Source organism: Nocardioides sp. LS1, assembly GCF_003865225.1.
GTDB lineage: Bacteria > Actinomycetota > Actinomycetes > Propionibacteriales > Nocardioidaceae > Nocardioides > Nocardioides ginsengisegetis.
The window spans coordinates 191,867-216,995 of sequence record NZ_BIFF01000005.1 but is presented as its reverse complement, the minus strand read 5'-3'; the positions used below and the strand labels follow the sequence as shown (position 1 = coordinate 216,995).

Below are 25,129 nucleotides of genomic sequence, written 5' to 3'. Positions count from 1 at the left end.
TCACAACGTGGGCCTCTCTCTCGGGCGGCCTGTCGGGCGGGGGACTCTCGGCCGATATTCACTCCGGAAGGAAACAGCATGATCAGCAGCGGCATGAAGCGGGGACTGGCGGCTACCGCCATCTCCGCGATGGCGGTGACGGGTCTTCCGTTGCTCGCTGGCACGGCCTCGGCCGTCTCCAACACGGCGCAGTACACCGCCGACCAGGTTGAGCTCCTCAGCCAGTGGACGGGTGTCGCGTCGACCAAGAACGACGGTCAGAACACCACGGTTCGCCTCGAGGCTGCCGGCGGCAGCAACGTCTCCGGCGTGACCTTCCAGTACAACACTGGCAACCCGAACACCTGGGTCGACATCCAGACCGTCACCCGCAACGACGACGGCGCGTTCTCCTACGAGTGGAACGCCACCAGCCTTGTCGGCGCCACGAACATCAGCCTGCGCGCCGTGTCGGTCAACGCCACGACGGCCGACCCCGACGCTAGCGACGTGCGCACCCCGGTCAACGTCACCGGCGGCGGCGCGGCGCAGGAGTCGGTCAACCTCAACGACGGTTCCTCGCTGGGTGTCTTCCAGGCTCCTTACACGGGCACCAACGGCGACTACGCGATCCTGTCCGGCACCACGTCGGCCACGAGCGGCAACGTCAACCTCGTTGACTTCTTCGGCCAGCCGAACACCCCGAACGCCCTCGGCACCGCACCGGTCACGCAGCCCACTGGCTCCACGACCGGCGTCTTCAAGGGCATCGCGAACATCGACGGCTACGACTTCACCGGTTCGCCGGACGAGATCACCTTCGGTGCCTCGCGCGACTCGGACGACACCGAGGCCTACACGCTGTACCAGCAGACCATCACCACGGTTGACGCTGCTCCGGCCTCCACGACCATCCCTGCGAGCCAGGCCAACGCGCCGGTCGTCGTGACGGTCAAGGACCAGAACGGCAACCCGATCGCCAACGCCGAGGTCCGCGACGGCAACAACGTCCCCACGGTGAAGTACACCGACGCGAACGGCCAGGCGACCTTCAACCAGGCCCCTGGCACGACGTACTACTTCGCGAACGCGACCGACTCCGACCCGTACGAGGCCAACCTCGGCGACAAGCGCTCCGGCGACGTCACGGTCACGCAGTACAACCCCGCCCAGAGCTCGCTCAAGGCGACCTCGCGTGACGGTGCGGCGTTTGACCTGGACGAGAACGACACCACGGGTGCCAACCCGGCCTACGTTGCCGGCAACGACATCACGGTTCAGGTCAACGACCAGAACGGCAACCCGATCAACGCCGACGGTCAGACCCTCTCGTACTACTGGGTGGCCACCCCCTTCGACGGCTCGGCCGCCAAGCGCTACCCGCTGGCCACCGCGACGCCGGACCACTTCTCGGCCAGCGAGACCGGCACCGGGCAGTACAAGGTCGCGTTCCCGCACGACGGCGTGTCGGGCACCTACGAGCTCTTCGCGGAGCTCGGCGAGGTTCCGATCAGCGGCGGCGGCAACATTCCGTCGAGCAAGATCCTGACGGTCAAGGCCGGCCAGTCCGCCATCAAGTACGCCGAGGCATCCCCGGAGACCGGCCCGGCCGGTGGCCAGGAGCCGGTTGCCGGCTCGCTTGCCCTCGAGGACGGCACCGGCCTCGGTGGCCGCTCGGTCAAGCTCGACCTGACCTACAACCCCGGCGCGAGCGCCAACGACGACGCGACGCCGGATGCCAAGTTCCTCAACGACGACGGCACCCTGGGCGGAGTCTCCAAGACGGTTACCACCGCCGCTGATGGTGGCTTCGCCGTGACGGTTAAGGACCCGGCCGAGACCCCGCAGCTTGCCGAGATCGGTGACAACATCGCCGCTCAGACGGTCGCTGGCACCACGGACTCCGACAACCCCGGGGCGTCCAACACCACCCACGGTGTCGACTTCTTGGTGAACGTCACCCCCGCCTCGATCGTCATCACCGCCAACCCGGCGAACGACGACCCGGCCACCGCCGGCGAGGTCGAGTCGTTCAAGGCCAAGGTCATGTCTGGCGACCAGGACCCGGTCACCCCCGGCGTCCAGGCCGTCCCGCTGACCAACGAGTCGGTCGTCGTGACGACGGACCACGGCTACTTCACCGACGGCGTCCCCGTCGTGACCGCCGGTGGCAAGCAGGGTGTCTACGACAACGACGGTCAGTCGAAGACGGTCACCACCGACTCCAACGGTGATGCCTCCTTCAAGCTGTCGATCGGCCGCGACTCCGCGTTCGACGACGACGGCAAGGTCACCAGCAACATCAAGGCGACTGACGGCGCGGTTTCGGACACGGAGATCCAGAACTGGACCTCCGAGAACCCGCTCAACGCCGGTGGTGTCGAGGTCGTGTTCTCGCCGAACGACATGCAGGACTCGGCGATCCTGCCGAAGGCCCCGCTCTCCGACACGGTCTACTTCGACGTCCTCGCGACCGACCAGTTCGGCAACGTCGTGGGCAACGAGCCGATCGACCTGAGCGACAACACTCCGTTCGCGGACCTGTCGACCACGGCGATCACGTCGGACTACGCGCTCGATGGTGACTTCTGGGCCACCTCGACCCGGGCTGTGGACCAGATCGTCAAGGCCTCGTGGACGCACACCGACAACGTGTACGACAACTCGACCCCGACGCCGGCCCCCACGACCAAGGTCAACACGGTCACGGGTACGAAGACGGTCAACTGGTACGCGGTGGACTACGCCAACTCGGTGTTCACCCTCACGCACACCGGTGACGACACCCAGGCTGTCGGCTCCACGGTGACGGAGACCTACACCGCCATCGACCAGAACGGTGAGCCGATCGCCGACCTGTTCGTGAAGTTCTTCCGCAACGGTCCGGACAACCAGCAGGACGGCGACGGCAACGCTGACGGGTACGTGGGTCAGGACGGCAAGATCCAGTACGTCTTCCAGGGCACCTCGGCCGGCACCGCCACCACCACGGCTGTGGGCTACGAGAACTTCACCTTCGGCAACACGGGTGACGTGGTCGAGGCCTCGAAGCGCAGTGACTCGGTTTCGTTCGCCGCCAAGCAGACGGCGATCCACCCGACCATCACGGCTCACCACGTCCCGGCCTCCGACACCATCGCGGGCTACGACAAGATGGTGGTCAGCGCTCCTGACGCCGGTGCGGACGCGACCGTTGCGCTCTACCGCGTGAAGAACGGTGTCGCGAAGAAGGTCAAGTCCAAGGTGCTCGGCACCGACGGCAAGGCGATCTTCAAGCGCGCCGACCTCAACGGTGACAAGAAGAACTACTACTACGCCACCGTTTCGGCCACCGCCACCACGAAGTCGGGCAAGACCGACATCGTCGGGGTCAAGTGACCTTGTAGGTCTCACGGGCGGGTCCCGGGACAGTCGGAGTGAATGTCCCGGGGCTTGCTCCCCAGGGGGCGCTGCTCCCGCAACCCCTAGCTACAACTGAAGCAACAAAGTCGGGACACACAGACGCGGTCCGGGCCATTCTCTGTTCGCCGCTGCGCGAGAATGGTCCGGACCGCCTGTCTCACCCTAGGGCAACAGAACGGTCCAACTGCGCAAGGGCACCACCTGTGAGGTGGTGCCTTTTCGGCGTTCTGGGTCTCGACAAGCTCGACCGACGAGCTACCTGTCGAACCAGGAGCGGCGCATGGAGTACACCCAACGTCGTCCAGGGTGCTCCGTCACCGACCACAGTCGGTCCGTCGAGGGCCAGTAGGCGACGTCCTCCGGGCCCATCGGGGCCGCCCAGCGGTGATGTCTGAAGGCTCCCGGAAGTCCCGAGTGGACCGACCCCCACGTCGAGCGGCCGTGCGACACCGTCAGGTAGTAGCGCCCGCGGGCCACCGTCGCGCCTTGGGTCTGGGCCAAGCCATGTGGGTCCACCATGAGCGGCCGGGACGCTCCATCCTCGCCGTCGACCAGCAGGTGCGACTGCGGATCGAGCCCGAATCGGGCCAGGCGCCGTGTCTGGTCACCCCGCGCGTACTCGCCGACGATCAGCTCGGGCGGCGTCACGCCGCGGTCGAGGGACATGAACGAGTAGCGCATCCGCTCTTCCTTTGGCGCCGAGTGTGCCTGGTAGGAGAAGCGGACTGGCAGGACATAGCGGTACCCGTGTGTCGACGGGTCGCCAGCGTGATCGTCGGCCACGCGGAGGATGTCGTCCAGCCGGCACGTCATGAAGCCCTGGGCGGTGGCTGCCACATGAAGATAGGGGCCGCACCAGACGATCCCGCCGGCATGGACTCGGAGTGGGACGAGCGACACCGATCCGTCGGCCGAGCGAACGGGCTGCACGAGGAGCACGTGGCGATAGCGGCGCGTGTCGAGGTCGATGAAGCTGATCCGCGACCCCTGCTTGTCCTTGGCGTACCAGCTGACAGCGACGACGCGACGACCGCGGATGTCCTCGGTTTCGGTCGCGTCTGCAGAGGTGGTGATGCCTTGCGGCCACCATTGAGGGTCACGGCGATCGTGCCTGTCCCACGTCATCGCCCACGAGACGGCCCGACCCGACGCCAGGGTTCGGTGGCCTTGGCCGTTGAGGTCTTCGAGGACCGCGTCCACGCCGACTGTGCCGCCCAGTAGGTCCGCAAGCTCATCGATCTCGGCTGCGTTCTCGTCGGTGCGGGTCAGGTGGATGCCGCCGACGTACGGCTGGTCGCGCGGTCCTGACATGGCCTCAACCTAACGGCCTTCGAGCGACGGACTTGGCCCGGACAGCGGTGTTATCTTGACCGCCGACGAAGGATCAATCGGGGAGATCCTTCCTGCTCTCGAGGAACTCCATGCACAGATCGATCGCCGGCGTGCTCGGCGCGGCCGTCGTACTCATCGCTTCCGCTTTTCCTTCTCCTGCATGGGCGGCGGCCCCGTCGAAGCGCGTCGACGGGAATCACTTCGCTGCTAGCGGCGTCACGATCGCCAATCAGGGGTGTGAAGATCCCGCGATCGAGCCGAATCCCGGACCGAAGTTGGTTTTGGCGAAGGGACCGGGCAGGGCGCCGGCCGGGAGTCGCACCGTCGGCTGGGACGTCGCGTTGAGTGGCTACGGAGTCGGACCGCAGGCCCGGGTGCAGAATCCGGCGGACGTGACGGTCTTCCGGATTCGGGTGTTCCCCGAGCAGACCAACGCCGCCGGCGTAGCCGTTGTGACCTATGTCGAGCCAGGTGACGCGGGGATCTGGCGAGGCACCGGCGGGGTCGAGACCATCCGTGGCGCCAGCTGGCATGTCGTGGGTGCCGGGACGAAGAGCTTCTCCTGGAGGCACTACACGGCCAACGGGGCCTTGGATCAGACGGCGGGCGACTCGAGCCTCAAGTACTTCGTCGACAACCACGGGAGTGGCGACTCGGCGTACCTCGGGTTCGCCTTCGGGTGCGATGGCAACGACTTCGCGGTCGATGCGCTCGAAGTCGGCACGCTCAAGTCGTCCACGACCTATGACTTCGAGGGCTTCGCGACGAGCACGAAGTTCGAAAACGACAAGAAGACCCCCAAGAAGATCACGATCATCGCCGGCAAGCGCCTGCCCCTGACGGCCGAGCTGCGCAAGCGCTTCGAGGGCACGGGGATGGCGGGTCAGCTCAAGATCCAGTCCCGCAAGCTGACGGAGAAGAAGTGGGGGACGGTCGCCAGGCCCAAGGTGGGCACGAACGGCAACTACGACTTCAAGGTGCGTCCGTTCGTCAGCAGCGCGCTGAAGCTGTCCTACGCCGGCACCACGGCGTACGAGGCCTCCAGTCGGCTTCTCACCATCCTGGTCCGGCCGTACGTGAGCGGCGGTTTCGCTGACGCCACGGTCACCAAGGGCCACTCCTTCACGCTGCGCGGCCGCATCCTGCCGGCGCGGCACGCGGCCATCACACTCCAGCGCTGGGCGGGCACGCACTGGGTGAGCATCAAGAAGGGCTCGACCGGCAACGACGGCCGCTACTCGATCGGTGCGGTCTCGACCAAGGTCGGCCGCAGCTACTGGCGGATCACGGTCGCGCCCGGCGGCGGCAACATCGCAGGCAAGTCGCCGTGGCAGAAGCTCAAGACGGTCGCCCCGCCCAAGACCGGAGGAGGCACGCCTCCGCCGCCGCCAAGCGACCCGCCGCCCCCGCCGGCGGACGACCCGCCGCCGCCCCCGCCGCCGACGCACTGAGACAAGGACAGGCGTGACGAGACTCGTGGTGGGTGCCGCGATCATCCGGGACGACCGGGTGCTCGCGGCACGCCGCGTCACGCCCCCGTCGGCGGCGGGGCGGTGGGAGTTCCCGGGCGGGAAGGTCGAGCCGTGGGAGTCCACGGAGGAGGCGATCGTCCGCGAGATCCAGGAGGAGCTGGGCTGCGCGATCACGGTCGACCACTGGCTCGAGGGGGAGGCGAAGATCGCCAACACCCACGTGCTGATCGTGGCCCGCGCGACGCTGGCCGACGGGGAGCCGACGCCGGCCGAGCACGACCTGATCCGCTGGCTCAGCCTCGACGAGCTCGACGACGTGCCGTGGCTCGACTCCGATCTGCCGTTCCTGCCGGAGCTGCGCGCCATACTTGCCTGATGCGCGGCATCTTCTTCGACGAGGACGACGCCCGGGCGGTCGTGGCGCGGCTGGTGCGGGACGGCTTCCAGGCCGACCTCGCCCGCGAGCGGCTGGCGGGCGAGGACGACGACGAGGACCACCCGTGGGCGGTCACGACGGACGCCCCGGAGCTGGTCCTCGACGTGCTGATCGACGAGTACGACGGGTGGCTCGACCACCCCGACCACGACCCGGCCACCCCGCCGGCGCCGCCGCTGGTCCTGCCGACCGCCCCCAAGCGGATCAAGCGGCCCTGAACGCGCCTACTAGGCTGGCGACCATGACCGCCGACCACCGCCTCCTGCTCGTGCACGCCCACCCCGACGACGAGTCGATCGGCCAGGGCGCGACGATGGCGAAGTACGTCGCCGAGGGCCGCGACGTGACGCTCGTGACCTGCACGGCGGGCGAGATGGGCGAGATCCTCGTGCCCGAGCTCGAGCACCTCGCCGCCGACAAGGAGGACGGGCTCGGCGAGCACCGTCGCGGCGAGCTCGAGGCGGCGATGAAGGAGCTCGGCGTCACCGACCACCGCTTCCTCGGCGGCTTCGGCACCTACCGCGACTCCGGCATGAAGTGGCACGAGGACGGCCACGCGGTCGCCGCCGACGACGTCCACGACAACGCCTTCTGGCACGCCGACCTCACCGAGGCCGCCGACCACCTCGTCACGGTGATCCGCGAGGTCCGCCCGCAGGTGCTGGTGACCTACGACCAGTTCGGCGGCTACGGCCACCCCGACCACATCCAGGCCCACCGCGTCGCGATGTACGCCGCGCAGCTCGCCGCGATCCCGTCCTACCGCAAGGACCTCGGCGAGCCCTGGGACATCGCCAAGATCTACTGGGGCGCCATGTCGGAGTCCCGGATGCGGGAGGGCCTGCGCGCCATCCGCGCCGCCGGCGACACCACGAGCTTCGAGGGCATGGACCCCGACGGCCCCATGCCGTTCTTCGTGATCCCCGACGAGGACCTCTCGGCCGCCGTCGACGCCCAGGAGTACGTCGACCGCAAGATGGCCGCCCTCGCCGCCCACGCCACCCAGATCGCCGTCGACGGGCCGTTCTTCGCCCTGTCCAACAACGTCGGCACGACCGCCTGGGGCATCGAGTTCTACCGGATCGCCAAGGGCACGCCGGGCCCGGTCGGCGAGGACGGCCTCGAGACGGACCTCTTCGCCGGGGTGTGATGGTCAAGCTCCCGGTCGCGGTCGGCCTCCTGGCCGTCGGCGCGGCCACCGGCCTGTGCGCGGTCGCCCTCCACGAGCTGTGGTGGGGCCTCGGCCTCGCCGTCGCGGCCACGCTGGCCGCCCTCGCGGCGCTGCCGCCCGGCTGGTGGCGGCGCCTCGCGTTCGCGATCGGCTTCTCGCTGATGGTGGCCTACCTGGTCCCGCAGCGGCCCGAGGGCGACTACGCGATCGGCACGGACACGCAGGGCTACGTCGTCATCGGGTTCGCCCTCGTCGTCCTGCTCGTCGGCCTCGCCACGACCCGCGGCCCCCGGCGCGTGCACCCGGTCGCGGACGACCCCGCTCCCTAGGATTGCGGCATGGACCAGGAGCGCGAGAGCGAGGGCGGCAAGGTCGTCCTGGTCATGCTGCTGGTCCTCGTCCTGCTGGTAGGCGGAGGGTACGCCGCGGCGTACTCCTTCGCCGGCAACAAGCTGCCCCAGGGCGCCCAGATCGCCGGCGTCCGGGTGGGCGGGCTGCGGCCCGTGGTCGCCGAGCAGGCGCTCCGCGACGGCCTCGCCGACCGAGTCGACGCCCCCATCACGGTCACGGTCGGGGGCCAGCCCGTCGAGCTCGTGCCGAGCCAGATCGGCCTCGGGGTCGACTACGCCGCCAGCGTCGCGGCGGCTGGCGGCGAGCGGAGCTGGCGCCCCTCCCACCTGTGGGACTACTACACCGCCGGCGGCGACCACGCGCCGCAGCTCGCCGTCGACACGGCGGCGCTGACGCAGGCGATGGCCAACCTGGCCGCGACGACCGGCCACCACCCGGTCGACGGCACGGTCTCCTTCAAGGACGGCAAGATCGTCACCACCTCCGCCCGTCCCGGGCTCGCGATCGACCCGCAGGAGGCAGCCGGGCAGGTCGAGGCCGCCTACCTCACCGAGCTGGCCGACCAGGGTGTGGAGGTGTCGCTCCAGCCGGTGCAGCCCGACATCGACAACGCCGACGTGCAGAAGGCGCTCGACACCTTCGCCAACCCGGCCCTCTCCAGCGCCGTCACCCTCGACTTCGGCGACGCCAGCATCCGGCTCCAGCCGCGCGACTACGCCGACGCGCTGGCCCTGGAGCCAAACGACGGCAAGCTCGAGCCGGCCGTCGACGAGGACAAGCTGATCAAGCTCGTCGACCGGGCCATCAGCGACCACGGCGCCCCCGTGCCCGCCACCGTCGCACTGGTCAACGGCAGGCCGCGGGTCATCCCCGACAAGCCCGGCGTCACCTTCCACCCCTCCGACGTCACCGACGCCTTCCTCACGCTGGTCACCCGGCCCGACGGCAAGCGCGAGATGAAGGTGAAGGCCACCGTCGCCCGCGCCGGCTTCACCACGAAGGACGCCCGCAAGCTCGGGATCAAGCAGCAGGTCTCGACGTTCACGACCTACTACCCCTACGCGGAGTACCGCAACGTCAACATCGGCCGCGCCGCCGAGCTCGTCGACGGCACCGTCCTCAAGCCGGGCCAGACGTTCTCCCTCAACAAGACCGTGGGGGAGCGGACCCGCGCCAACGGCTTCACCGAGGGCTTCATCATCAGCAACGGCATCTTCGCCGAGGACCTCGGCGGCGGCGTCTCGCAGATGGCCACGACGACGTTCAACGCGATGTTCTTCGCCGGCCTCAAGGACGTCGAGCACAAGCCGCACTCCTTCTACATCGACCGCTACCCGGTCGGCCGGGAGGCCACCGTCGCCTGGGGCTCGGTCGACCTGCGGTTCACCAACGACACGCCGTACGGCGTCCTCATCAGCGCCCACGTCACGCCCAGCACCCCCACCAGCCAGGGCGTCGTGACCGTCAGCATGTGGTCGACCAAGGTCTGGGACATCACCACGACCACCGGCGACCGCTACCACTTCGTGCCGCCCAGGACCCGCACGCTGCACACGAAGGACTGCTACCCCAACGTGGGCTACGACGGCTTCGACATCGACGTCGTCCGCTACTTCCGGAAGGTCGGCCAGTCCGCGCTCGACCACCAGGAGACCTTCCACACCCACTACATCCCGAGCGACACGGTCATCTGCAAGTAGCCCGTGACCCGGGACCCGCGTGGCTCGTTGGGCCCGCATGAGGACGTGGATCGCAGCTCTCGGACTGGCCATCCTGATCGTGATCGTGCTGCCCCTCATGAGCGTCGCCGACCCGGCCTACCCCACCAATCCCTTCGGCGACCCGACCGGCGCCAACGACTGGTCCTGCCGGCCGACCGTGCAGCGGCCCGAGCCGGTGATCATCGTGCACGGCACGTTCGGCGACCGGAAGAGCCTCCTCGACGACCTCTCGGCCGCCATGGTCGACCGGGGCTTCTGTGTCTTCTCCCTCGACTACGGCAACCGCGGCACCGGCCCGATCGCCGACTCCGCACGCCAGCTCAAGCGCTTCACGCAGAAGGTGCTCGACGCGACCGGGGCCAGCAAGGTCTCGATGGTCGGGCACTCCCAGGGCGGCATGATGCCGCGCTACTACATCAAGTTCCTCGGCGGTCACGCCGTCGTGGATGACCTGGTCGGGCTCTCCCCGTCCAACCACGGGACCTCGACGGTCCAGGACGGCTCGGGATCGGGTGGTGGTTCCGGCACGGGCGGTTTCTGCGTCGCCTGCGACCAGCAGTCAGCCGGATCGGCCTTCCTGCGCCGGCTCAACGCCGGTGACGAGACGCCCGGCCAGGTCAGCTACACCCAGATCACCACGCGCTACGACGAGGTCGTCGTGCCCTACACGTCGGCCTACCTCGCCGCGGGGCCGCGCACCACCAACATCACGCTGCAGGACGCCTGCCCGACCGACCTGGCCGAGCACGTCCGCATCCCGATGAGCACCGCCGCGATCTCCTGGACGCTCGACGCTCTCACCCACGACGGGCCGGCCGACCCGCGGTTCACGCCGGCGTGCGGCGTCTGACCTCCGAGCCGACCTTGGGGCCCACGGTCACCACGCGGCGTACGACGGCGCCGAAGAGGTAGCCGTCGTCGTTGAGCGGCGCCTCCAGCGGCTGCACGCGGCCGAGGCTGTCGGTCGCCCGGGTCATCAGGGTGGCGGGGCCGACGCCGGTCGGGGTCCACGGGTGCTCCCACTCGACCCAGCTCGACGGCTCGTTGGGGCCCGTCAGGTGCGCCTCGTCCCATGACTCGCCGCCGTCGGTGCTGACCTCGACCATCCGGATCGACGCCTCGCCCGACCAGGCCCGGCCGCGGAGCACGGTCAGGTGCCCCACGCTCGGCTCGCCGATCACGTCGACCACGCTCTTGGGCGGCATCCGGTCCAGCACGGCGTGGTCGCCGGACCAGTCGGCGCCGTGCATGCGGTACCACCGCGTGTTCCACGGCGAGTCCACCACCGAGGTCGTGACCCGCAGCTCACCGAGCCACTTGATGCTCGCGATGCCGACCCAGCCGGGCACGACCAGCCGGGCGGGGAAGCCGTGGTCGGGCGGCAGCGGCTCGCCGTTCATCTCCCAGGCGATGATCGTGTCGTCCAGCGCCTTGCCGATGGGCAGCGGGCGGCGTACGCGTCCGTGGTTGATGCCGTCCTCCAGGTAGGGAGCGTCCAGCCCGACCGGCATCACCTGCACCGCGTCGCCGCGCAGTCCCGCGTGCCGCAGCACGGTGCGCAGCGGGACGCCGGTCCAGCGGGCCACGCCGATGGCCCCGAGCTCCCACGGCGTGCCGGGTGTCGGCGTGCCCTGCTGGGTGTCGAAGAGGCTGCGCCCGTTGCCCGTGCACTCCACCGCGCGCTCGTAGGTGGTGCTGGTGAAGGCCTTGAGGTCCGCCAGGGAGTACGTCGTGTCGCCGACCACGCCGTCGCCGCTGACCAGCAGCCGCCACGCCTCCTCGTCGATCACCGGGGGGCGGGTGTGGTTGCGGACGAAGAACCGGTCGTTGGGGGTCACCCGGGGGACGTCGGCCTCCCAGCGGCTCTCGGCGTCGCCGAACGTGTCCTCGCCGTGGTGGACGAACCAGTTCCCGCCGTCCACGGGACGGTCCAATCGGTCGCGCAACATGCCGTAACAATACTAAGCAAGTGTTGATAAGCGAATTGACGCGCCGTGTCCTTCTCGTGACCTGTTCGCCGGACAGGGCGCGACCTGCGCTGGGAGACTGCCGGCCTCGGAAGGAGCCCGCGCCCCCCCGCGCGGGACAGCACCATGAACAAGCTCGCCGCCCTGCTCGCCGTCGTCCTGATGACCGGCGCCCTCGCCGCCGGGACCGCACCGTCCGGCGCCACCGCCCACCGCCCGGCACCCCGCTGGGAGGTGTGGCAGGTGCCGGAGAAGCCCGCCCGGGACAACCCGCACAACCCGCTGGCCAACCGGCTCTGGGGCGTCTACGACGGGCCCCAGGACCAGGTGTGGGCGCCGTACCTCTCCGCGACCGGCACCACGAAGCACCTGATCGGCAAGATCGCGCTCCGGCCGCGGACCAAGTGGTACGGCTCGTTCGTGCCGGACGCCCTCATCGAGGACACCGTCCGCAGCTACATCGCGGCCTCGCAGGACGGCGACCCGAGCAAGCTCGTGCAGCTGGCGGTCTTCCGGATGGCGCCGTGGGAGCACGAAGCGTGCAACCGGCCGCCGTCCCAGGGTGAGCGCGCGAGCTACCGCGCCTGGATCAAGGGCCTCGCCCGCGGCATCGCCGACACCCCGACGCTGGTCGTGATGCAGCCCGACGGGCCGTTCCTGTGGTGCGCGCCCAACAAGACGGTGACCGCCAAGCTCCTGACCTTCGCCACGAAGACCCTCTCGGCCCTCAGGCGCACCAGCGTCTACATCGACGCCGGCGCGGCCGACTGGTGCGAGAACGGGAAGGGCCATGACCCCGAGCGCTGCGCCGCGCTCCTCAAGCGCACCGGCATCCGGCACGCCCGCGGCTTCGCACTCGACTCCACCCACTACAACAGTGCGAGCAGCAACATCCGCCACGGCGCCGCCATCGTGCGCATCCTCAAGCGCGACGGCTTCGGCGCCAAGCACTTCATCGTCGACACCGCCCAGAACGGCCGCCCCATGACGTGGGGCGAGGTCATCCCGTCCACGCCCGGCGGCCTCAAGAACGACGCCCGCACCTGCTCGACGCAGAAGATGCGCCAGTGCGTCACCCTCGGCATCCCGCCGACCGCCCAGCCCGGTGCCGCCCGCTACGGGATGCCCCGGGACGTGCGGCACCTCGCCGACGCCCTGGTCGACGGCTTCGTCTGGTTCGGCCGGCCGTGGCTGCACAACCAGGCCGACCCGTTCGTCGCCCAGCGCGCCCTCGACATGGGGCGCACGACGCCGTGGCCCGGCCCGCGGACGAGAACGCCCGCGGGCTGAGCCACCCCCTTACGGCGCGAGCCGGTGCAGGTCGCGCGGGAAGAGCGTCACCTCGCGCACATTGGCGCTGCCGGTCAGGCGCGACGTCCACCGCTCGAGGCCGATCGCGAATCCGCCGTGCGGCGGGATGCCGCGCCGGAAGGCGTCGACGTACGACGCGTAGGGCTCGAGCGGATAGCCCCGCTCGGCCAACGTCGCCACGTAGTCGTCGTACCGGTGCAACCGCTGCGCCCCGCTGACCAGCTCGGTGCCGCGGAAGATCAGGTCGAAGGACCTCGACCAGTGCGGGTCCTCGGGGTCCGGGTGGCTGTAGAACGCGCGGTTGGCCGTCGGGTAGCCCTCGACGACCACGAAGTCACTGCCGTGCTCCTCCTTGGCCCACGCCCCGAGCGCGCGCTCGTGCGCCGGCGCCAGGTCGGGCTCGTCGGCGGGCGCGCCGGCGATCTCCAGGGCCTCGCGGAAGTGCAGCACCGGGAACTCCTCCGGCACGACGGGCACGTCGATCGCGAGCCGCTCGACCGCAGACGCAGCCCGCTCGTGGATCGCCGCGACCATCCCCGCGACGACGTCGCGCAGGCAGGCCACGACCTCCCGGTGGTCCTCGATGAAGCCGAGCTCCACGTCGAGGGAGGTGTACTGCGCGAGGTGCCGCACCGTGTCGTGCGGCTCCGCCCGGAAGACCGGGCCGACCTCGTAGACCCGCTCGAAGACGCCGACCAGCACCTGCTTGTAGAACTGCGGCGACTGCGCGAGGTAGGCCTTGCGCCCGAAGTAGTCGACCTCGAAGACGTTGGCGCCCGATTCGGTGGCCGACTCTACGAGCTTGGGGGAGTGCACCTCGGTGAAGCCGGTGGCGTCGAGCGTCGAGCGGAAGCCCTGCAGGCTGGCCGCGGCCAGCTCCCACTTGGCCCGCTGGGCGGGGTGCCGCCACGTCGTGGCCGCCTGGTCGAGCAGGGTCGGCAGCCCCGCGGTCAGGGTCGGTCGCCACAGCTCGACGGGCGGCGTGTCGGCCGGGTCGCCGAGCGCCTCGATCACGGGGGAGGTGACCTCGATCCCGCCCGGCGCCTGCGGGTTGGCGGTCGCCAGCCCGGTCACGGTCACCGCCGTCTCCTCGGGCGGGACGGCCAGGTCGACGTCCTTCACCACGACCTGCGCGAGGCCCGTGCGGTCCCGCACGACGAGGAAGGTCAGGGCCGCGAGCTCGCGGCGTCGGTGCACCCAGCCCTGCAACCGGACGGTCTGTCCGGGCGTGGCCGAGGAAAGGTCTGCACACAGGGTGCGAGGGGTCGTCATTGAGAATCACCTCCAGATAGGCACGAAAGCCCTGGAGGTGTGGGCGGGGGCAAAGTCGCGGTGCCACCACACCTTCGCCGACTGACCGTCGGCCTCTCGTCGGTGACGCCGGACGCACGGACCCCCGCGTCGCGAGGGTTGTCAGGCCTCACGGAGGACGGGCACAGCCTACTGTGTCGCGCGTGCTCGTTCACTTCCGTTTGACCACGCCGTCCGACCTGTCCGGCGAGGTCCTCGACCTCCTCAGGGAGGGGAGCTGGACCACCAACGTCACCGTCCAGCGTGGTGCCTGCCTCGATCCCGAGGGCGACCTGATCGAGTGCGACGTGGCCCGAGAGAAGGCCGGAGTGCTCCTGCACTGCCTCAACGAGGCGGGCGTCGACCGCCGGGGCGGCATCGTGGTGAGCACCCCCACCGGCACGCCCTTCGACCGTGCCGAGGAGATCGAGGCGCTCGCCCCGGGACACCCCGACGACGCGGTCATCTGGGAGGCCGTCGAGGCCAAGGCTGCGGGCGGTGCCCAGCCGACCGTGTCCTTCCACATCTTCCTGGTGCTCGCGGTGGCCCTGGCGGCCGTCGCCGTGATCACCGACTCCGCGATCCTGGTCGTCGGGGCGATGGTCGTCGGCCCGGAGTTCAGCGCGATCGCGGCGGCCAGCGCCGGCGTGGTGCTGGGCAGCTGGTCGATCGTCCACCGCAGCCTGCGGCTCCTGCTCTTCAGCTTCGTCTTCGCGATCCTCGTGGTCGCGGTGCTCGCGGTCGGTGCCCATCTCTCTGGGGCCGTCACGCCCGACATGATCACCCGGGCCCGCCCCAACACCGGCTTCATCTGGAAGCCGGACATCTGGTCCTTCGTGGTGGCGCTGATCGCCGGCGCGGCGGGCGTGCTCGCCCTGGCGATCGACCGCACCAACGTCATGGTCGGCGTCTTCATCAGCGTCACGACGGTGCCCGCTGCCGGCAACCTCGCGCTCGGCATCGCCCTGTGGCAGCGTCAGGAGGTCGTCGGCTCGCTCGAGCAGCTGGGCGCGAACGTGGCCGGCATGCTCGTCTCGGGCGTCCTCGTGCTCGCGGTCATGAAGGTCGCCTGGCCGGCCATCACGGCCGGCTCCGAGCGGCTGCCCGGATGGAGCGGTCGCCGGCGTACCTAGGCGGTGGGTGGCGCCAGGTAGCGGTAGGCGTGGTGGGTCACGAACCCCATCCCGGCATAGAGCGACAGCGCGGGCGCGTTGTCGCCCAGCACCTGGAGGTACGCCGTCCGCGCACCCCGCTCCGCGCCCCACTCCAGCAGCGCCGCCATCACCTGCAGGCCCAGCCCCCGCCGGCGCGCGGACTCGGCCACCTCGATGCTGCGGAAGCCGACCCAGTCGTCGGCGTACGCCGCCACGCCGGAGGCGAGGTCGCCGATGCGCGCCACCACGAGGTCGCCGTCCTCCTCGAGGATGGCCTCCCACTCCGGAAGCCCACGCCGCGCGCTCGCCACCGACGCGAGCTGGAAGAGCGTGTCGTCGTCGTTGCTCTCCGCGCCCCACCCGAGGTCGCGGAAGAACGCGTGCTCCGGCGACCCGGTGATGACGGCCGCGATCGGTCGCCCGGTGCGGCCGGCGTACCACTGCACGACGGCGTCGAGGTCGTCCTCGACGCCGGAGGGCCCGAACGCAAGCACCGAGTTGGCGCGCCGCGCCGTGGAGGTGGGCGAGTGTCGCAGCAGCCAGGCGCCGTGGTGCTCGGTCTCCAGGTCCGGCCAGAGCGCGAGCGCCCGCGTCTGGGCCTCGAGGGGGCTGACCCGCAGTCGCGGCGAGGGCCGCGGGGGCACGGGCTTGCCGGAGACGATGTCGGCGAGCCGGATGGTCACGGGGTCGCCCTGCTCGGGAGCCACGACGCAGGAGCCGTCGCCCCAGGCCAGGCAGGTGCCGAGGAGGTCCGTCATCGCGGGGCCGCCCGAGGGGCCCGTCTCGCCGGGCAGGATGCGACGTACGACGACGCGCTGGCCGACCACGTGGGGGCCCAGACCGTGGGCTTCCGGGGGGACAGGCACGACGGGATACTAGGCTGTGCCCGACCGCTCCAGAGTGGTCTGTCCGTTGTGCAACGTGCTCCCTCAGGAGGAACTGGTGACCTACGTCATCGCCCAGCCGTGCGTCGACCTGAAGGATCGTGCGTGCGTCGACGAGTGCCCTGTCGACTGCATCTACGAGGGCAAGCGGATGCTCTACATCCACCCCGACGAGTGCGTCGACTGCGGTGCGTGCGAGCCGGTCTGCCCGGTCGAGGCGATCTTCTACGAGGACGACACCCCGGAGCAGTGGAAGGACTTCTACACCGCCAACGTCGGGTTCTTCGAGGACCTCGGCTCGCCCGGCGGTGCCGCCAAGATGGGTGAGATCGACAAGGACCACCCCATCGTCGAGGCACTCCCGCCGCAGCCGCACGACGAGTGAGGCCACTCGTCTCCTCGCGGCTCCCGGACTTCCCCTGGGACCACCTGACGTCGTACGCCGCCACGGCGCGCGCGCACCCCGACGGGATCGTCGACCTCTCGGTCGGCACTCCCGTCGACCCGACCCCTGCCGTCGTGCAGGACGCGCTGCGCGCGGCCGCGGACTCGCCGGGCTACCCGACGACGATCGGCCGCGTCGAGACCCGCCAGGCCTGCCTGGACTGGCTCGAGCGCAGCCACGGCGTCACCGGCCTGGGCCTGGACGCCGTGCTGCCGGTGATCGGCTCCAAGGAGCTGATCGGCTCGATGGCCGCCCACCTCGGCATCGGGGCCGGCGACCTGATCGCCTACCCGGCGCTGGCCTACCCGACCTACGAGGTCGGCGCCGCGCTGTGCGGCGCCCGCGCGGTGGCCACCGACTCGCTGACCTCGCTCGGCCCCGAGACGCCGGCGCTGCTGTGGCTCAACAGCCCCTCCAACCCGACCGGCCGGGTGCTGCCGGTCGAGCACCTCAAGAAGGTCGTGGACTGGTGCCGTGAGCGCGGCACGATCCTCGTCTCCGACGAGTGCTACCTCGAGTGCGCCTGGGAGGCCTCGCCCGTCTCGGTGCTGCACCCGTCGGTCAGTGGGGGCTCCACCGAGGGCATCCTCTCGGTCCACTCGCTCTCCAAGCGGTCCAACCTCGCGGGCTACCGCTGTGCCTTCGTGGCGGGCGACCCCGCCCTGGTCGGCGAGCTGCTGGCCGTCCGCAAGAACCTCGGCCTGCAGATGCCGTCACCGCAGCAGGCCGCGATGATCGCGGCCCTCGACGACGACGCCCACGTGGCCGACCAGCACGCCCGGTACGCCGCGCGCCGGGCCCGGTTGCGCGAGGCCCTCGAGCGCGCGGGCTTCCGCATCGACCACTCCGAGGCCTCGCTCTACCTCTGGAGTCGGCGCCCGATCGAGGGGGGCGACGAGGACTGCTGGGACACCGTGGCCTGGCTGGCCGAGCGCGGCATCCTCGCGGCGCCGGGGTCGTTCTACGGCGTCGCCGGCAAGCGCCACGTCCGGATCGCCTTCACCGCCACCGACGAGCGCATCGACGCCGCCGTCGCCCGGCTCGCAGGCTGATCCGGCCGGTTTCGCTGTCCGGGTTCGGCGGACATGGCACGCGAGCGGGCCAGGACCGGGCAAGATATGCATCAGCAGCAACCCGGGGGTCAAGCCAGCAAGGAACGTCGGTCGTGGGTGGGGGTCCGCGTCGCGACGTACGTGACCGACGAGGGAACCGCATGACCGACAGTGACAACGCAGCCGACGCGGGGACGACCGCCCCGCAGCCGGACGCCGCTGTCCACAAGACGGACGCGGTCCAGACCGGTCGGGCGCTGCGGGTGCTCGTCGCCGACGACGTCGACATCGTGCGCGAGCTGCTCCGCCGGATGCTCGAAAAGCTGGGCCACGTCGTCGACGAGGTGACCGACGGGCAGCAGGCTGTGGAGGCGGTTTCCGCGGGGAACTACGACCTGTTGCTCCTCGACCTGTCCATGCCGCGGATGTCCGGCATCGACGTCGCCCGCTGGCTCAATGCCCACCCCGAACACGCCCGGGACATGAACGTCGTGATTGTCAGCGCGTCGGCTCGCGACGAACGCCCCATTCTCAACGAGCTGGGCATTAGTCTCTTCCTGCCCAAGCCGATCCGTCGTCAAGAACTGGCTGACCTCCTCGATGGCCTTCCGAATTGACCATGGGAGGCAGGTCTGTGAGACGCGACGCGGGACGGCCCACCCCCATCCGGGTACTCGGGGCACGGATCCACCCCCAGGAAAGGAGCCTCGGTGATCTCGAAGATCAAGCAGCGCCGCGCGACCTCGCGCGCCCTGCGCGCTCTGCGCGGCGTGTACCCGTGGGTCCCGACGCACTGATGTCGTTGGCAACACCTGAAGACGGCACCGGGGATCCCGACGGGATCCTCGGTGCCGTTGCTTCTGCGGTCGGGTCGCCGACCCCGGTCTGGCTCAACCCACGCGGTCCGGTGCTCGTCCCGACGCTGGCCGACGCCCGCGCCGTCCTCAAGGACGTACGCCGCTTCCCGATCCCGTTCGACGCGAGCCGCCGTCCGCTCGCTGACCTCGGAGCCGCTCAGTCCGATGGGCGCCCCGACAAGCCGACCACGTCACTGGCGCCGGACGCTGTCGCCGCCGGGCGGGCCGTCTTCGTCGCCGAGCTCGCCTCCGCCTGGCCTCCGGCACCCGCCGACCTCGGCGAGATCACCGTCCACACCCTCGACCTGCTCCGGCTGCCCGTGAGCAGGTCGACCACCGCTGCCCTGGTGCCGGCCGCCGATCACGCAACCAGGGACCGGATCGCGGAGCTGACTCTGGCCTGGGTCGACGCGCTGGCCCCCGTGATCAGCGCGGCGCGACCGCCCCGTCGCTGGTCCGCCGAGCGCCGTCGTGAGCAGCGGGCGCTCCGCGACCTGCGTGCCGCCCTCGCCGAGGTCGGTGTCTCGGCGTCGAGCGCGATGGCGACCGCCCTGGCGGCCGGCGTCCAGGTGCCGATCGCGGCCGGAGCCTGGGTGCTCCAGCAGCTCGCAGCCCATCCGGACGTGGCCGACGAGGCCGTCACCGATCAACGGCTGCGTCTCGCGATCGTCTGGGAGACGCTGCGTCTCTACCCGCCCACGTGGCTGCTCCCGCGGATCGCCCTCAGTGAGTCCGTGATCGGCGGAGTGACCTTGCCGGCGTACACGCCGCTCGTGGTGAGCCCCCGTGCGCTCGGCCAGCTCGACGAGGTGGCGCCCGGCCCCGAGTCGGGCTTCAAGCCGCTGACGGACTTCGACCCGACCCGCTGGTGCGACGACACGGCGCGGCCGGGTGCCTGGCTGCCGTTCGGCGCCGGCCCCCATGCGTGCCCCGGGCGCAACCTGGCCCTGGCGCAGCTCGTCCACCTCGTCGAGCGCGGGGTGGGGCAGCACCTGCGGTCGCCCGGCCCGGTGCGCATCGACGCCAGCCGTGGCCTGCGGCCCTCGCCGGCGAGGGTGGTCCTCGGTGGCTGACGACGTGCTCGGACCCGAGCGGGCCCTCGTGTTTGCGACGCCCGCCCCGATCCCGCCCGAGGTGCAGGCGGCGGTGACCAGGATCCTCACCGGTGGGCTCAGCCTGACCGAGGCCTTCACCGTCACGGTGGACGCCCTCGCATCGGTCAACCCGACCGCGTCACGCCTGTCCGTGGTGTCGACCACGCTGCGGCCCGACCAGGAGCAGGGTTGGATCCGACTCGGGGACCGCGCCTGGCTGATGGAGCGCGTCGCCGAGGGCGTGATCCCCACGGCCCATGTGGGCGCCGACGCCGGTGCGGGCCGCGCCCTGTCGCTGCCGTGGTTCTCCCAGCAGGTCCGCGAGCACGGGGTCGTGGGCATCACCGACACAGGCCTGCTCGACGGGGAGGCGGAGGGCGATCGCACCGAGATCGAGGCCGGCGGTTCCTACGCCGCCGTCGGCAGCAGCATGCTCTGCGACGGCACGAGCTACGGCAGCATCGGTGTGGCGCGGGCCGAGCCCGGCCCGTGGCCGGCGGAGACCCTGGCTGCGGTGCAGGTGCTCACGGCCGCTCTGGCCTCACGCATGGCCGCGGAGCGCGCGCGTGTGTCCCTGGCCGATGCCATTGCCCGAGGTGACCAGGCCAGGGAGAGCCAGCAGCACTTCTTCTCGGCGCTCGGCCACGAGCTGCGCACCCCGATCAGCGCCATCATCGGCACGGCCGAGCTCCTGGCCGACGAGGCTGCGGACCTGGTCGAGCAGTCGGACCAGGAGGGGCCAGACCGGGACACGGTCGCGGGATTCGCCACCGGCGTCGTGAAGGACTCGGGGGTGGTGCTCAGCGCTGCTGAGCAGCTGCTCGCGGTCATCGACTCCCTCCTGGAGACGGGGCAGGAACTGGGTGGCGGGACCCCCCGCCAGGCGGTCAGCGTCGCGGAGGCCGTGAGTGACGTCGTGCACTGGCTGCGGGCGCCCGCACTCACCGCCGGAGTGACGGTCTCGTTCCCCCCGGACATCACCGAGTGCGTCCTGACCACGCCGTCCGGCCTGCGTCAGGTGCTTGCGAACCTGGTCGGCAACGCGATCGCCTACAACCGCCCCGGGGGGCGGGTCAGTGTGGTGACGTCCACCTCGTCCGACGACCAGGGAATTGCGCACGTGCGGATCACCGTGCACGACACGGGCCCCGGCCTGAGCCCGGAGCAGCAGGCCGACGTGTTCAAGCCCTTCGTGCGCTTCGCCGACCCCGAGGTGCGGGGCACGGGCCTGGGCCTCGCCCTCTCGCGCTCCATCGTCGAGCGCGACGGGGGGCTCATGGGGGTGGAGTCCATCCCGGGCGAGGGTGCCGCCTTCTGGGTCGACCTCCCCGCCGTGGTCAGCCCCGAGCGCTGAGGTCTGGGCGCCTGCAATACCAGTCCCGCGGCACCACCGGATCCTTTGTCCCGGAAAGTCGGCTTTGCGGGACAAAGTGATTCGGGGCTCAGCCCTCGCCTAGATTTTCCCCAGGCCGGACAACATGGCCGCCCTGGTGTGGGGCCGGGGTTTGGTGGGGTGGCCGCATGCACGGGGGTCAAGCGGCCACTCCACCTCCCACACTCAAGCTCAGATCAGGATTCGACCACTGCGGTCGGACCACCAGACGGCCGAGTCGCGGAGTTCTCGTGACAGTCCGGCGCGTTCCCGCAGCGCACGCAGCCGCGGGTCATTGGCCTGGCCCAGGGCGGTCACCGTGTGGCGTCGGGCCTCCTCGTCCCCGGCCAGTCCGCGCTCGACGGCGGCGTCCGGCAGCACGCCGCCACCCGACCCGATCAGTCGCACCCCGGTGACGAAGTCCGCGTCGTCCTCGGACTCCAGGAGCCCGGCTCCCTCCGGGAGTGGGCGGCCCTGATGCATGCTCACCAGCGCGCGTCGCATGGCGGTGCGGGCGTCCTCGTCGCGGGCACGGGGGAGCTCCTCGAGCAGGACCTCCGCGAACGCATCCCGGAACGCCGAGGCGCGCAGGAGCATCAGGGCATGGGCCATCCGCACGCCGCGGATCTCGAAGAGGCTCTCGAAGACGAGTCGGTCGAGGAGCGGCTCCTCGGGGTGCCCGAGGCGAGCGCACACGGCTCGCCCGAGTTCCCGTGCCCGCTCGTAGTGACGGTTCCGGCGGCTCCGCGACCAGTCCGGCGGTGGTGCCGGGAGGGCGGCGTCGACGTCGCAGGACCGCCGTACCTCCCGCTGCAGCTCGGGCGGCAGAGCGGTCGCGAGCTGCGCGAGGGCGGAGCGACGTCCGGGGTCCGGGTCGGACCAGGCCTCGACCAGTGCCGGGACGAGGGTCGCCCACTCGCGAGCGTCGAGGTCGCCACTGAGCAGCATGCTCTGGAGGGCGTACGTCGCGCTTCGGGAGAGCTCCACTCGCTCGTGGCGCAGGAGGTCGTTGAGCCAGTGCAGCAGCGAGCGAGTGGGGCGGTCCGAGAGGGGGCCGAACAGACGGTCGACGGCAGGGTGGCCGGGGACGAGGATCTCGTCCCGGGTCACCTCCTCGAGCAGGTCACCGTAGGGGCCGATGCGCAGCGAGGACAGCGCCTCGTGGCGCGTGATCATGGCCGTGCCGACGGCGAGTCCCAGCTCGGCGTTGATGCGGAGGAGGTGTGGCTCCATGAGGCGGACCGGCAGCCCGAAACCGCTGGTGTAGGAGTGTGCGCGCGCGAAGCGCATCCACGCGCCGCCCGTAGGTGCCGGCACGTCGACCGCGTCGCATGCCGCGCTGAACCGGTCGAGGCTCGGCCTCCCGGGTTCGCCCTGCTCCCGGGACTCGGGTGGTGCGTAGCGGAAGGTCCGGCAGAGGAGACCGATGGTGCCCCGCAGCAGCCCGTCGGGCAGGCCCAGGACGTCGGCGTAGCCGTCCAGGGCCGCGGGCGAGCGATGACCCTCGGTCTCGATCCGGCTCAGGGTGGACGACGACAGGCGCACGCCGCGCGCGGTCAGCTCCACGGACATCTCGCGCAGGGACAGCCCGGCCACCATGCGGTGGGTCCGCAGCAGCCAACCGATGCGGACCGGGATGTCGATGCGGGAGCCGGCCAGAGGAGTCCTGTCGTCGGCGGCGGGGGAGACCTTGGGCACGCGCCCATCCTCGGCCATCCGTGCCCGCAGGGACCGGTGATTCGCGCCCTTTGTCCCGCAAAGTCGAGATCATGCAACAAAGGCCGATGCGCCTCGGCCGGCCGTCACCATGGCAGTGTTCGCCGGATCGTGGTCAGCGCGGCCGCACCCACGGGGGTGTGCGGTCGGTACATCGGGGGCTCGCGATCGGGAGGACTTGGTCCGACCTGTCAGGGGACTGGTCGGGCCATCAGGAAGGCCCGACGCCCCCCGTCGGGCCTTCCGCACGTCACCGGTGGACGGTCACCCGCAGCCGCGCCGACCCTGCGCCCGACGCCGTCGTCCAGCCGTCCTTCGACGACGAGCCCGACGACCAGACGTGGCCGTCGTAGGCGACGTCGGAGATCGAGAGCCGGTCGGCCATCGCGACGAGGTACTGCGCCATCGCCCAGCCGTGGCCGACCTGGTCGATGGTGACCTCGAAGGCCCGGCCGCCGTCGCCGACGGGAGTGGCGGTCTGGTCGCCGAACGCCGCCTCGATGTCGCGGCGCACGGTCTCGGCGCGGTGGGTCAGCCCGTTGCTGCCGATCTTCTTCGAGGCGCTGCCCGGCTCGTCGACGGTGCAGCTGAAGACGTGCGCGGACTCGCCGGTGAGCGCCGAGGCGAGGACTCGGGCGTCGGCCTCGTGGTCGGCGTACGCCTCGGGGTAGCCGGAGTGCTGCACCTCCTGGGCGGCCTCGGTGATGCGCATCGTCTCGTAGCCGTCGACCTTCTCGAGGGCGTCGTAGAAGGCGTTGATCGAGTAGTAGGGGTTGAGGATCTGCTCCCGCGTCCCCCAGCCCTGGCTCGGCCGCTGCTGGAAGAGGCCGACCGAGTCGCGGTCCCCGGACTCGAGGTTGTAGAGCTTGGACTCCTGGAAGCCGGTCGCCAGCGCGATCGAGGCCGCCCGGGCGGGCATGCCCCGCTGGACCGAGATCGCCGAGATCAGCGCGGCGTTCTCGGCCTGCTCGGTCGCCAGCGTGACCTCGTGGCCGGCCACGCTGGCGCGGCACTCGTCGGGGCTCAGCAGGTCGGGGACGTGGTGCAGCACGCCGTACCCCGTGGCCACGGCGATGCCCGCGACGCCGACGACGGCCAGGGCGACGAAGGTCCGGATCCTCATGAGCGGTCTCTCACGGCCGCTCGCCGCCTAGTTGGCGTGGAGGGCGGCGTTGAGCTCGATGCCGTCGCCCTTCCACGGCACGGCTTCGATGGTGCCCGTGACGGAGTTGCGGCGGAACAGCACGTTGTTGGCTCCCGAGAGCCCCGCGGCCTTGATGACCTTGGGCTTGGAGTCCATGTCGGTGATGGTGACCTTGGTGCCGGCGGTGACGTAGCAACCGGCCTCGACGACGCAGTCGTTGCCGAGCGAGATGCCGATGCCGGCGTTGGCGCCGAGCAGGCAGCGCTCGCCCACGGAGATGACCTCCTTGCCGCCGCCCGAGAGGGTGCCCATGATCGACGACCCGCCGCCGACGTCGGAGCCGTCGCCGACCACGACGCCCGCCGAGATGCGGCCCTCGACCATGGAGGCGCCGAGCGTGCCGGCGTTGAAGTTCACGAAGCCCTCGTGCATGACGGTCGTGCCGGAGGCGAGGTGGGCGCCGAGGCGGACGCGGTCGGCGTCGGCGATGCGGACGCCGCTGGGCACGACGTAGTCGACCATCCGCGGGAACTTGTCGACGCCGAAGACGGTGACGTGCTGGCCGGCGGCGCGGAGCCGGGCACGGGTGAGCTCGAAGCCCTCGACCGCGCACGGGCCGGCGGAGGTCCACACGACGTTGGCGAGGAACCCGAAGATCCCCTCGAGCGACTGGCCGTGGGGGGCGACGAGACGGGTCGAGAGCAGGTGCAGGCGGAGCCAGACGTCCTCGGTCGAGGTCGGCGCCTCGTCGAGGTCGGCGATCTCGACGAGCCGGACCTCCCGGGTGGTGCCGCGCGCCTCGTCGCTGCCCTCCAGCGCGGTGAGCTCGGCGGGTGCGGCCGCGTCGGCCGGCGCCGAGCCCAGGGCAGGGGAGGGGAACCAGACGTCGAGGACGGATCCGGTGCTGTCGAGGGTGGCGAGGCCGTGGCCCCAGGCTGCGTTCGTCACGCCCCCAGCCTAGGGAATGGGCCGGGTCACA

Annotated in this window: 22 protein-coding genes; 15 read left to right on the top strand and 7 right to left on the bottom strand. The window is 70.8% G+C overall.

Features of this window, described 5'->3' with window-relative positions; translation table 11 throughout:
* Positions 1 to 78 precede the first annotated feature (78 nt).
* The gene (locus EJF31_RS15230) at positions 79 to 3,357 is read left to right on the top strand and encodes an Ig-like domain-containing protein (RefSeq protein WP_125037998.1); all 3,279 of its coding nucleotides are present in this window, start codon (positions 79 to 81) and stop codon (positions 3,355 to 3,357) included.
* A 279-nt stretch (positions 3,358 to 3,636) separates the two neighbouring features.
* Here the strand turns inward: EJF31_RS15230 and EJF31_RS15225 are convergent, their stop codons facing one another.
* Entirely contained in the window at positions 3,637 to 4,692 is a 1,056-nt protein-coding gene (locus EJF31_RS15225) for a hypothetical protein (RefSeq protein WP_125037997.1), read from the bottom strand.
* A gap of 131 nt (positions 4,693 to 4,823) precedes the next feature.
* Between EJF31_RS15225 and EJF31_RS15220 the strand changes: the two genes are divergently transcribed.
* From EJF31_RS15220 to EJF31_RS15190, 7 genes are read left to right on the top strand one after another with little or no spacing between them, the layout of a single operon-like run.
* Positions 4,824 to 6,164, top strand: a complete 1,341-nt coding sequence (locus tag EJF31_RS15220; protein ID WP_125037996.1) for a hypothetical protein — start codon at positions 4,824 to 4,826, stop codon at positions 6,162 to 6,164.
* Between the two features lie 13 nt (positions 6,165 to 6,177).
* Entirely contained in the window at positions 6,178 to 6,561 is a 384-nt protein-coding gene (locus EJF31_RS15215; protein ID WP_260430893.1) for a (deoxy)nucleoside triphosphate pyrophosphohydrolase, read from the top strand.
* Positions 6,561 to 6,839 carry a hypothetical protein gene (locus EJF31_RS15210; RefSeq protein WP_125037995.1) on the top strand — a complete coding sequence of 93 codons (279 nt, stop codon included), beginning with the start codon at positions 6,561 to 6,563 and terminating at the stop codon, positions 6,837 to 6,839. The genes EJF31_RS15215 and EJF31_RS15210 overlap by 1 nt, the downstream gene beginning before the upstream one ends.
* Positions 6,840 to 6,862: 23 nt before the next feature.
* Positions 6,863 to 7,771, top strand: a complete 909-nt coding sequence (gene mshB / locus EJF31_RS15205; protein ID WP_125037994.1) for an N-acetyl-1-D-myo-inositol-2-amino-2-deoxy-alpha-D-glucopyranoside deacetylase — start codon at positions 6,863 to 6,865, stop codon at positions 7,769 to 7,771.
* Complete coding sequence (locus tag EJF31_RS15200) at positions 7,771 to 8,121, top strand: hypothetical protein (RefSeq protein ID WP_125037993.1); 351 nt, start codon at positions 7,771 to 7,773, stop codon at positions 8,119 to 8,121. The genes mshB and EJF31_RS15200 overlap by 1 nt, the downstream gene beginning before the upstream one ends.
* A gap of 9 nt (positions 8,122 to 8,130) precedes the next feature.
* On the top strand, positions 8,131 to 9,843 hold the full coding sequence (locus EJF31_RS15195; protein ID WP_125037992.1) for a VanW family protein: 1,713 nt from the start codon (positions 8,131 to 8,133) through the stop codon (positions 9,841 to 9,843).
* Between the two features lie 37 nt (positions 9,844 to 9,880).
* The gene (locus EJF31_RS15190; RefSeq protein ID WP_125037991.1) at positions 9,881 to 10,714 is read left to right on the top strand and encodes a triacylglycerol lipase; all 834 of its coding nucleotides are present in this window, start codon (positions 9,881 to 9,883) and stop codon (positions 10,712 to 10,714) included.
* Here the strand turns inward: EJF31_RS15190 and EJF31_RS15185 are convergent.
* On the bottom strand, positions 10,692 to 11,813 hold the full coding sequence (locus tag EJF31_RS15185; protein ID WP_125037990.1) for a sulfite oxidase: 1,122 nt from the start codon (positions 11,811 to 11,813) through the stop codon (positions 10,692 to 10,694). The genes EJF31_RS15190 and EJF31_RS15185 overlap by 23 nt on opposite strands.
* 144 nt (positions 11,814 to 11,957) lie before the next feature.
* Between EJF31_RS15185 and EJF31_RS15180 the strand changes: the two genes are divergently transcribed.
* Positions 11,958 to 13,121 carry a glycoside hydrolase family 6 protein gene (locus EJF31_RS15180; protein WP_125037989.1) on the top strand — a complete coding sequence of 388 codons (1,164 nt, stop codon included), beginning with the start codon at positions 11,958 to 11,960 and terminating at the stop codon, positions 13,119 to 13,121.
* A 9-nt stretch (positions 13,122 to 13,130) separates the two neighbouring features.
* Here EJF31_RS15180 and aspS read toward each other — a convergent pair whose 3' ends face one another.
* The gene (aspS, locus tag EJF31_RS15175; protein ID WP_125037988.1) at positions 13,131 to 14,414 is read right to left on the bottom strand and encodes an aspartate--tRNA(Asn) ligase; all 1,284 of its coding nucleotides are present in this window, start codon (positions 14,412 to 14,414) and stop codon (positions 13,131 to 13,133) included.
* A gap of 182 nt (positions 14,415 to 14,596) precedes the next feature.
* Here aspS and EJF31_RS15170 point away from each other — a divergent pair, with 182 nt between their 5' ends.
* Positions 14,597 to 15,565 (top strand): DUF389 domain-containing protein, encoded by a 969-nt coding sequence (locus tag EJF31_RS15170; protein WP_125037987.1) that lies wholly within the window; start codon positions 14,597 to 14,599, stop codon positions 15,563 to 15,565.
* Here the strand turns inward: EJF31_RS15170 and EJF31_RS15165 are convergent.
* A complete protein-coding gene (locus tag EJF31_RS15165; protein ID WP_125037986.1) occupies positions 15,562 to 16,452 on the bottom strand; it encodes a GNAT family N-acetyltransferase in 891 nt (296 codons plus the stop codon). The genes EJF31_RS15170 and EJF31_RS15165 overlap by 4 nt on opposite strands.
* A 76-nt stretch (positions 16,453 to 16,528) precedes the next feature.
* Here EJF31_RS15165 and fdxA point away from each other — a divergent pair, with 76 nt between their 5' ends.
* The 5 genes from fdxA (at position 16,529) to EJF31_RS15140 (ending at position 21,272) form a co-directional block, all read left to right on the top strand.
* Positions 16,529 to 16,855, top strand: a complete 327-nt coding sequence (fdxA, locus tag EJF31_RS15160) for a ferredoxin (RefSeq protein ID WP_125037985.1) — start codon at positions 16,529 to 16,531, stop codon at positions 16,853 to 16,855.
* On the top strand, positions 16,852 to 17,967 hold the full coding sequence (dapC, locus tag EJF31_RS15155) for a succinyldiaminopimelate transaminase (RefSeq protein WP_125037984.1): 1,116 nt from the start codon (positions 16,852 to 16,854) through the stop codon (positions 17,965 to 17,967). Before fdxA ends, dapC begins: the two co-directional genes overlap by 4 nt.
* Positions 17,968 to 18,128: 161 nt before the next feature.
* Positions 18,129 to 18,584, top strand: coding sequence for a response regulator (locus EJF31_RS15150; protein ID WP_125037983.1), 456 nt, complete (start codon positions 18,129 to 18,131; stop codon positions 18,582 to 18,584).
* A gap of 185 nt (positions 18,585 to 18,769) precedes the next feature.
* Positions 18,770 to 19,897: a cytochrome P450 gene (locus tag EJF31_RS15145; RefSeq protein WP_185736296.1), complete on the top strand. Its 1,128-nt coding sequence runs from the start codon at positions 18,770 to 18,772 to the stop codon at positions 19,895 to 19,897.
* A complete protein-coding gene (locus tag EJF31_RS15140) occupies positions 19,890 to 21,272 on the top strand; it encodes a HAMP domain-containing sensor histidine kinase (protein WP_185736295.1) in 1,383 nt (460 codons plus the stop codon). Before EJF31_RS15145 ends, EJF31_RS15140 begins: the two co-directional genes overlap by 8 nt.
* Positions 21,273 to 21,482: 210 nt before the next feature.
* Here EJF31_RS15140 and EJF31_RS15135 read toward each other — a convergent pair whose 3' ends face one another.
* From EJF31_RS15135 to dapD, 3 genes are all read right to left on the bottom strand, one after another.
* Positions 21,483 to 22,988: a helix-turn-helix transcriptional regulator gene (locus tag EJF31_RS15135; protein ID WP_185736294.1), complete on the bottom strand. Its 1,506-nt coding sequence runs from the start codon at positions 22,986 to 22,988 to the stop codon at positions 21,483 to 21,485.
* Positions 22,989 to 23,256: 268 nt separating this feature from the next.
* The gene (locus EJF31_RS15130) at positions 23,257 to 24,129 is read right to left on the bottom strand and encodes a hypothetical protein (protein ID WP_125037979.1); all 873 of its coding nucleotides are present in this window, start codon (positions 24,127 to 24,129) and stop codon (positions 23,257 to 23,259) included.
* 27 nt (positions 24,130 to 24,156) lie between these two features.
* The gene (dapD, locus tag EJF31_RS15125) at positions 24,157 to 25,098 is read right to left on the bottom strand and encodes a 2,3,4,5-tetrahydropyridine-2,6-dicarboxylate N-succinyltransferase (protein WP_125037978.1); all 942 of its coding nucleotides are present in this window, start codon (positions 25,096 to 25,098) and stop codon (positions 24,157 to 24,159) included.
* Between the last annotated feature and the right edge of the window lie 31 nt (positions 25,099 to 25,129).